Annotated in this window: 6 protein-coding genes and 1 pseudogene; 4 read left to right on the forward strand and 3 right to left on the reverse strand. The window is 56.5% G+C overall.

The window, feature by feature from the left end:
• The first annotated feature begins 283 nt into the window (after nt 1-283).
• From R6T97_RS00470 to R6T97_RS00480, 3 genes are all read left to right on the forward strand, one after another.
• Nucleotides 284-601, forward strand: coding sequence for a hypothetical protein (locus R6T97_RS00470; protein WP_410347347.1), 318 nt, complete (start codon nt 284-286; stop codon nt 599-601).
• A gap of 271 nt (nt 602-872) precedes the next feature.
• Nucleotides 873-1,655, forward strand: coding sequence for a ZIP family metal transporter (locus R6T97_RS00475; RefSeq protein WP_410347348.1), 783 nt, complete (start codon nt 873-875; stop codon nt 1,653-1,655).
• A gap of 635 nt (nt 1,656-2,290) precedes the next feature.
• Nucleotides 2,291-2,752, forward strand: coding sequence for a YbhB/YbcL family Raf kinase inhibitor-like protein (locus tag R6T97_RS00480; RefSeq protein WP_410347349.1), 462 nt, complete (start codon nt 2,291-2,293; stop codon nt 2,750-2,752).
• Between the two features lie 44 nt (nt 2,753-2,796).
• Here R6T97_RS00480 and R6T97_RS00485 read toward each other — a convergent pair whose 3' ends face one another.
• Both R6T97_RS00485 and R6T97_RS00490 read right to left on the reverse strand, forming a co-directional pair.
• On the reverse strand, nt 2,797-3,126 hold the full coding sequence (locus tag R6T97_RS00485; RefSeq protein WP_410347350.1) for a hypothetical protein: 330 nt from the start codon (nt 3,124-3,126) through the stop codon (nt 2,797-2,799).
• 87 nt (nt 3,127-3,213) lie between these two features.
• A pseudogene (locus R6T97_RS00490) lies at nt 3,214-3,351 on the reverse strand (transposase domain-containing protein); the annotation flags it as partial.
• On the opposite strand from R6T97_RS00490, the gene R6T97_RS00495 reads away from it, so the two are divergent.
• The gene (locus tag R6T97_RS00495; protein WP_410347352.1) at nt 3,343-3,465 is read left to right on the forward strand and encodes a transposase domain-containing protein; all 123 of its coding nucleotides are present in this window, start codon (nt 3,343-3,345) and stop codon (nt 3,463-3,465) included. The pseudogene R6T97_RS00490 and the gene R6T97_RS00495 overlap by 9 nt on opposite strands.
• A gap of 649 nt (nt 3,466-4,114) precedes the next feature.
• Here the strand turns inward: R6T97_RS00495 and R6T97_RS00500 are convergent.
• Nucleotides 4,115-4,570 carry a DsrE family protein gene (locus R6T97_RS00500; protein WP_410347351.1) on the reverse strand — a complete coding sequence of 152 codons (456 nt, stop codon included), beginning with the start codon at nt 4,568-4,570 and terminating at the stop codon, nt 4,115-4,117.
• Nucleotides 4,571-4,618: the final 48 nt, after the last annotated feature.

Raw genomic sequence — 4,618 nt, forward strand, 5'->3', positions numbered from 1 at the left:
GACGCAAGAGGGTAATTCGGTCACCTGCGACCTTTCTTATCGTGTGGTTCTCGGACCAGGCCACTTGGCCCCGTTTTATTTCAACGCGCTGAAGCTGCAGGTTGCCTACACAGACAGCACGCTGATCAGAATTTCAGTCACAGCCGGAATATTCAGACTGCATTTACTGCGTCAGTGACAGTGTTGTTTACCACTTATGCGGCACGCGCTGAGGCCCACAACAGGCGGCGGCTGGGTCTGTTCCATAGGGGGATCGTTCGTATCGATCGCTTTTTGCCTGGTGATGCTGGCTGAAGAACCGAGCTTTGCAGCGTTAGCTGTGCGCGAAGATGTCGATCCGGCACCTAAACCTGCGCAGCTGTCGCCGTTGGTTCTGATCTGCGGTGCTCTCACCTTGCGACTGGATGGACATCAGCGGCGCGCATTGCCAAGATTGCCCACGCCTTGGATGCGCCTTCATGATTTTCCCTTCAAACCGGATGCCGGCGTGTGGTTGCGCCATCATCACGCCAACTCCAAAGTGGCAACATTTTGCGCTGGCCTTTGGCCAACTTTTACTTTGCCGTTGACGCGCAGACTTATCTGGAAATCTCGGAATTGAAGACCCAAATGCATAATCATCGAAGATATTTAACGCCCTCTAAAGGGGTAAGCTGCAAAAAATTCAATTTTAGATTGATCGTTCATGTTGCAACATAGCTCGGTCCGCCGTGAAACCTTGAGAATGAATACCATCTTCCGCAAATTCCCAAAGTCGAATAATTCGAGAGGCACACGCTGGATGTCTCGCGCGCAAACAAACTCCCAATAGGGCGGAGACGGCGCATGCACAGGTACGGAACATTGCGTCGAAGATTTACTGGAGAGGCTGCATGGAAAATCTTTCGCCAATAGCCCTCGGGCTCCTTGGAAGCCTTGTCACAGGACTGATGACAGCCCTTGGTGCCCTGCCCGCACTTTTTGGAAAGGTTCCGGGCCAAGGTTCGCGGGACATGTCGCTGGGGTTTGCGGCGGGTGTCATGCTGTCCGCATCATTTTTTTCTTTGATTATCCCGGCATTGGAGGCTGCAGAGGTACGATATGGCGAAGGTGTGATCCCGCCTTTGATTGCCGTTATCGGAATTCTTGCCGGGATGGCTGCTATCGCTGTCCTGAACGAAGCATTGCCACACCAGCATTTCAACACCGGACGTGAAGGACCGCAGGGCGCGGCGCTTCGCAAGACCTGGCTCTTTATCATTGCGATCACCATTCACAACTTTCCCGAAGGATTGGCCGTGGGTGTTGGATTCGGCGCTCATGGGCTATCGGGTGGTATGCCGCTTGCAATTGGTATCGGGCTACAGAACCTGCCTGAAGGTCTGGCCGTAGCTGTCGCCCTGATCAGTGAAGGCTACGGACGGTTGCGTGCTTGGAGTATCGCGGCGCTCACTGGATTGGTTGAACCCATAGGTGGTGTGATCGGAGCAGCGCTGATCGCATTTTCAGAGCCATTCCTGCCTTGGGGACTCGCATTCGCAGCAGGAGCGATGCTCTATGTCATCAGTCACGAAATAATTCCGGAGACGCATCGCAGAGGACATCAGAAGAAGGCGACACTCGGACTCTCAATAGGACTTGTTCTTATGCTCTTTCTCGATGTTTGGCTGGGTTAAAAACCAGGCTGATAACAAAAGCGACTGATCGCGCCCTGCAGATCGCCGACCGCGCGGTATACGCCGTGCTTGAGCCTGTGGCGGTTTTCAATCGGTTCGAGGGCTAGGGCATTGTCTGTTTCCATCTCTCTCAACGCGCATCTAGGCCGGAGAGCCATGTCATGGCGAAGCCTGCCAACCCCTTCGCATTTAGGTATCACGTTAATTGAGAATAGGCCAAAGCTGACGCATGTTGCGACCCGACGATTGATGCGGGTTAATGACGACATCCCCAGGCCCATGTTCATAACACAGGCACTGCGAATGGATGCAGCACGAAGGGACTTGACCTATGGCCAAGGATGAGGCGACGACGAGTGTCACAAATCTGGCGCGGCGGACACAGGCGCCGGTTAGAGCATCCATCTTGCGTAACAGTGTACCGCCCCAGGTTTCCGATAGCATGAAACGCTTCTTTGTCGTGACCCGAAAGGCCCCGGGTCGCGCCATGCTGACATCCTTTCTGGCTTTGGTCGTGTTCCCGGGTTCAAAGTTGCCCATCAATCCAAACCAGGTGTCAGCCACCCTTGGCCGTGAGACACGGTCGCGGCGGAAGTGCGCCAGCGCGGCTCGCCATGGTGCAAAAGGAGATTCACATGTTTTTTCTGACTAGTCCCGATTTCGGTCCGGGAGAGACCATTCCCGTGCGATTCACCTGCGATGGCGACAACGTTTCGCCCGCCTTTCGCTGGGCAAACCTGCCGGAAGGTACGGTTGAACTGGTGCTGTCATGCGACGACACCGACGGGCCGGACGGCCTTTACCGCCATTGGACAGCTTGGGGCATCTCGCCCGAAAGCGGATTTCTGCACGGCGGCTTCGGGCGGGCCTCGCAGGAGCCGGGGTTCCAGCAGGCGCTAAACGATTTTGACGAGTTCGGCTATTGCGGGCCCTGTCCGCCACCGGGCGACGCGCCGCACAGTTACCACTTTCGCCTCAGCGCGCTGCGTGAGAAAATCACCACCGCAGCGCCGGGTGCGACGTGCCAGGAGATCGACACGCTCGCTGCGCCAAAGGTGATCGAGTTCACAGAACTGGTGGGCCTTTACGGGCGGTGAGACTCGTCATGCGCCCCACCCCGCCCGCGTCTGCGCGGGATCTCTCAGACGGGAGTGCCGGAGTCGCCGGGCCGCACCCGAAGGAACCGGTCCAGCTCGGCCATCACGTGACCCAGCGTACCCGTGGCAATTTCCTGACCGGCCCGATCCTCGACATAAAATTCATGTTGGTCGCGGTGCCGTCCGATGCGGGCGGCCAGCACCTCGTCCGCGCCACCGCTAAAGATATCGAAATGCGGGGCGCCGTCCTGTTCGCCCCAAGCGAAGCGGGTCGCCGCTCCATTCTGGATGACATGGGCACCGTAGCTTTCCAGCCGCCGATGATCGGCTGGGCCGATCAGGTTATGAGCAAGTCTGATGACGTCGTCGGACATGATATGTTTCCCGCTTGTGTGTATGGATCTGGCCGGACCGCACCCGGTTCGGTGGTGGCAGGATTCCATGTGTGGGACCTCGGTGCGTTAACACTGATCATGCTGCGTGACCGCGATGGCGGTCAGTGTTTCGCGCAGGGAGGCACAGGGATCAACGGCGTTCAGCTTGCACGTTTCAATGAGCGATGCCATGTCCGTCCAAGTGCGTTCGCCCTCATCAAGACCGCCAAGCTTGACAAGGTCGATCCCCCAGCCTGGCTCACATGGGTCTTTGCCAGGATCGCTGACCATAAAATCAACCGGCTGGACGAGCTGATGTCTTGGCATCACTCTGCTTAAGCCGCGCAATTGGCCGCGTCGACACAGCGCCAGAGCGCCGGCACCGGACGGTCACCTCATTCTCGGCACGCTAACCACTAGTGTGCTGCACCTGACGCTCCATGCCCGTGTGAAAGCAGCCCTGAGGTAAGGAGACAAGTATGCTGAGCGAAAACGTCAGATGACGGCAGGAGCCCCAAAGCGGACCCAAGTCTTGCGATTAACCGGGCCAAGAAGCTCATGCCCGCACGGCGGAAAGTGTGAATTCCCTGCACCTGCAAGGCCATCCTATCAAAGACATGAAAGCGGCTATTCACGGCTCAGCTTCTTCCGTTAGCACCGTCCACGCGTAAGGGTTGGGGGCATACACAATTTTCGCCAAAGGTCACAGCAGACATCTGAACCTCATGTTGGTCGGTTGCAGTGCCAAATAACCGTATCGCACCACAGACCCCGACACGACCCTTTGTCTGATTTGCCAAAAACATTTCGCGTCGAACCTAAACCAGAATGCGCTGCCTCTCAATCAGCGAAGAGCTGACTTTGAACGCGATTTCTCAAGTAAAACGCGAAACGCTATATTATCCTAGGGCATCAGCGCCACGAACCCTGCTGGTCCTTGATATTGCAAATCGCCAGGCGGCCCCGCGGTCGGGGCCACCGATATCGTTTACGGTCTCAGGTAGGCATAACCCTGTTGCTGCAGTTCCATCAGGCGCACGGCACCAGACGGCACGACGACGGCCTCGCTTAACAGAGGCACGTCTTTTTGGGACTTTTGTTTCATGGCTTCAACCGTATTCAGGCAGGCGGAAAAGCTGATGTTGTCCATCTCCAGCGACATGGTAGAAATACGCTGTGCAACGGGCGAGGTATCGGAACGCAGCATGTGAAGGCCGGGGCCATATGTGACGATCTCGATGATCACATCCTGCCCTTTCTCATCGTAATAGGCGGCGATGTTCTGCGCGTTGTTCAGCGCCATGTTCATTGTCTGGATGCTCTCTTCATCCACATGAATAGCGACCTTGTTGACCGTCTCGGCAAAAGCCATGTGGGCCCCCACAATCAGTGCGGCGGTGGCCATTGCAAGGCGTGTCACGGCACGCATCGGGTTGAGTATCATTTTGTCATCCTCCCTATAGACAAATTACAGTTCTGATCGTGTCAAACC

This window comes from Yoonia sp., from assembly GCF_046498525.1.
GTDB lineage: Bacteria > Pseudomonadota > Alphaproteobacteria > Rhodobacterales > Rhodobacteraceae > Yoonia.

Coding starts and splice junctions, on each gene's coding strand:
- R6T97_RS00470 (WP_410347347.1), top strand. CDS start 284: ATGCTGGCTGAAGAACCGAGCTTTGCAGCGTTAGCTGTGCGCGAAGAT.
- R6T97_RS00475 (WP_410347348.1), top strand. CDS start 873: ATGGAAAATCTTTCGCCAATAGCCCTCGGGCTCCTTGGAAGCCTTGTC.
- R6T97_RS00480 (WP_410347349.1), top strand. CDS start 2,291: ATGTTTTTTCTGACTAGTCCCGATTTCGGTCCGGGAGAGACCATTCCC.
- R6T97_RS00485 (WP_410347350.1), bottom strand. CDS start 3,126: ATGTCCGACGACGTCATCAGACTTGCTCATAACCTGATCGGCCCAGCC.
- R6T97_RS00500 (WP_410347351.1), bottom strand. CDS start 4,570: ATGATACTCAACCCGATGCGTGCCGTGACACGCCTTGCAATGGCCACC.